This is a genomic window from Desulfobacterales bacterium (assembly GCA_029211065.1).
In the GTDB taxonomy this organism is placed as follows: domain Bacteria; phylum Desulfobacterota; class Desulfobacteria; order Desulfobacterales; family JARGFK01; genus JARGFK01.
In genome coordinates this window covers 1-2,311 of the sequence record JARGFK010000234.1, presented here as the reverse complement: position 1 = coordinate 2,311, position 2,311 = coordinate 1, and the positions used below count along the sequence as shown (strand labels likewise).

Below are 2,311 nucleotides of genomic sequence, written 5' to 3'. Positions count from 1 at the left end.
TGTGTCGCGCCAAATGATTATTGGAGGTAACCCTCTACATATAGTGGGCGGTTGAGTTAACTGCATACCCAGTTAAAGATAAAGTCGCCTACGACGAAAGGGTTATCCAACACAATGGACAGAGAGGCAAAAAGGTCGCCAGGGATATTTTGCATTGCCAGCGCAACAGCGATGCCGCCGATTCCCAAGCCGGCAATGAGGGTCGTGATGTTGACTCCCATGAATCGTGCCGTCTATTCTCCGATTATTGGAACCAAACCCCGCATCCAGCGCCGACCGCCAAAGACGCCGTACAAAATCCGCTCCTATTTTCATCGCCGTGATGAAGATCGGAGCCTGGATGAGGGGCTATCGAACCGTCGAATGATTTATGCCGCATCCTGTCTCAGCTGGCAGCCACCCAGCCGCCGTCCACAAGCAGGGTGTGCCCGGTGACAAAATCCGAGGCCGGGCTGGCCAGATAGATGGCGGCGTTTACCAGATCGTCAGGGGTTGCCAGGCGCCCCAACGGGATGCGGCTGAGAATTTTCTTCAAAACTTCGCCTTGGAGGAGATGTTCCCGGCTGGGCGTCATAACGGCGGTGGGGGCAAGGGCGTTTACCCGTATCCCGCTGGAAGCCCACTCCAATGCAAGCGCCTCGGTAAGGTGAGAAACGCCGGCTTTGACGGCGGCATAGACGGACCGGCCCGGTATAATGCTGCGGCTGAAGGTCGAGCTGAGGTTTATTATCTTTCCGTATCCGTGTTCTTTCATGAGGGAACCGACAATCTGGCAGCAGAAAAAGAGCCCCTTAAATCCCGTATCAATCATTCCATTCCATTCATCCTCAGTTGTATCCCAGGCGGGCTTTGTCACCGTAAAGCCTGCATTATTTACCAGGATATCGACCTTGCCGAATCGGTCCAAAATAAATTTTTTCAGATCCTCAATATCGCTTAGCCTGCATATGTCCAGGACAAAGACCTCGGCCTTGCGGCCTGTTTTTTCTATCTCAGCTTTTACTTCCTTTAATTTCTCCTCGCGCCGGCTGCAGACAATGATATCCGCACCGGCTTCAGCCAGACCGATTGCAAGGCCGCTTCCAATCCCTTCGCTGGCGCCTGTTACGACGGCCACCTTGCCGGTCAGTTTAAATTGATCCATACGATCGCTCATTGGTCAATCTCCTTTAAGTGCTTGTTTTCTCGATCAATTCCGCAACGGTGAGAACATGACCCAGGCACCGCTTGACGTTTTCCAGGCCCAGGACATGCAGATCCTCTCCATACATGCTCGCCACGCAATCGGATACCACAATGACCTGAAAATCGCGGTTAAATGCTGAAAAGGCCGTATTCATCACGCAGGTGTTAGTGTTAATGCCGGTCAGCACAACGGTTTCAGTTCCGAGGGTGCGCAGCAGGATTTCCAGGTCGGTGCCGAAGAAACAGTCCAGACGCTTTTTGTTATTGATGACGTAGTCGGTATCCGCTTTAAGCGCCGGAATAATCTCGGTGCCGGCCGATCCCGCCAGGTTGTGAAACCGGGTGGTGGATTTTCTCCCCGGGCTTAACCTGTTTTCTTCCGATAGTGTGGTCTGAACCGATTTCCAGAACACGTTCTGCATGGCCTCGGACCCCAGTCCGGGGATTTCCCGGTGAACCAGAATTACATGGATGATCGGCATATTCAGGGTGCGTCCGAAATTAAAAAGCCGTTGGGTATTTAGAACCACGCGCCGGCAGTCTTCTTCCGATGCCGGCATCGTTGCCACGGCCGGGTCCAAATGGCCCCGGTGCATGTCAACGGCTATAAAAGCCGTCTTATCCGGGTCTATGACCAGGTTCTGTTTCAGCTTTGACACCATGTCGCTTCTATCAATAATTTGAATTTCTTTCATCGGGCACATCCCATTTTATCTTGAATCCGTCGTTTTGTTCAAATGGCCTTTCCCCAAAGCACTTTATTGATGTTCCGGCAGTATACCTGCTCGCGCTGGTCGGCATCCTCAAAGGCCGCCTCAACCGATCCGACCGGGTCGACGTCGGCCATGTCGTAGGGATAGTCCGTCCCCATGTATAGATGCCCCGGCGGCATAATGCCGGCCGTAAACTGAAGCGTCTCTTTCTTGAACGTGAGGGTATCGACATAAAAATTTTTCAGATAGTAAGAGAACAGGGTGTACGCCTCATATTACGTCTTAAATGGCCTGAAAAACCGACCTTTTTGTATTTTTAAGTTGACATTTTGTGACAAATATACTAATTTTGTCACATATGGAAACAAAGGGTGTCTCATCTGCCATAATTTCGGCGGTTCGCGTTGGCGTAG

General features: G+C 51.6%; 4 protein-coding genes. All 4 read right to left on the bottom strand.

The features are described from left to right. Nucleotides 1-56: 56 nt before the first annotated feature. The 4 genes from P1P89_23145 to P1P89_23130 all read right to left on the bottom strand — a co-directional run bounded on the left by P1P89_23145 (nt 57) and on the right by P1P89_23130 (nt 2,056). Nucleotides 57-221, bottom strand: coding sequence for a mechanosensitive ion channel (locus tag P1P89_23145; GenBank protein ID MDF1594421.1), 165 nt, complete (start codon nt 219-221; stop codon nt 57-59). A gap of 164 nt (nt 222-385) precedes the next feature. After that, on the bottom strand, nt 386-1,156 hold the full coding sequence (locus P1P89_23140) for a glucose 1-dehydrogenase (GenBank protein ID MDF1594420.1): 771 nt from the start codon (nt 1,154-1,156) through the stop codon (nt 386-388). A gap of 13 nt (nt 1,157-1,169) precedes the next feature. Next, nucleotides 1,170-1,880, bottom strand: a complete 711-nt coding sequence (locus P1P89_23135) for a cysteine hydrolase (GenBank protein MDF1594419.1) — start codon at nt 1,878-1,880, stop codon at nt 1,170-1,172. A gap of 38 nt (nt 1,881-1,918) precedes the next feature. Continuing rightward, nucleotides 1,919-2,056 (bottom strand): hypothetical protein, encoded by a 138-nt coding sequence (locus tag P1P89_23130; protein MDF1594418.1) that lies wholly within the window; start codon nt 2,054-2,056, stop codon nt 1,919-1,921. Nucleotides 2,057-2,311 lie beyond the last annotated feature (255 nt).

Bases quoted from the DNA above. Each gene is read 5' to 3' on its own strand.
- P1P89_23145 (MDF1594421.1), bottom strand. From the start codon at position 221: ATGGGAGTCAACATCACGACCCTCATTGCCGGCTTGGGAATCGGCGGC.
- P1P89_23140 (MDF1594420.1), bottom strand. From the start codon at position 1,156: ATGAGCGATCGTATGGATCAATTTAAACTGACCGGCAAGGTGGCCGTC.
- P1P89_23130 (MDF1594418.1), bottom strand. From the start codon at position 2,056: ATGGGGACGGACTATCCCTACGACATGGCCGACGTCGACCCGGTCGGA.
- P1P89_23135 (MDF1594419.1), bottom strand. From the start codon at position 1,880: ATGAAAGAAATTCAAATTATTGATAGAAGCGACATGGTGTCAAAGCTG.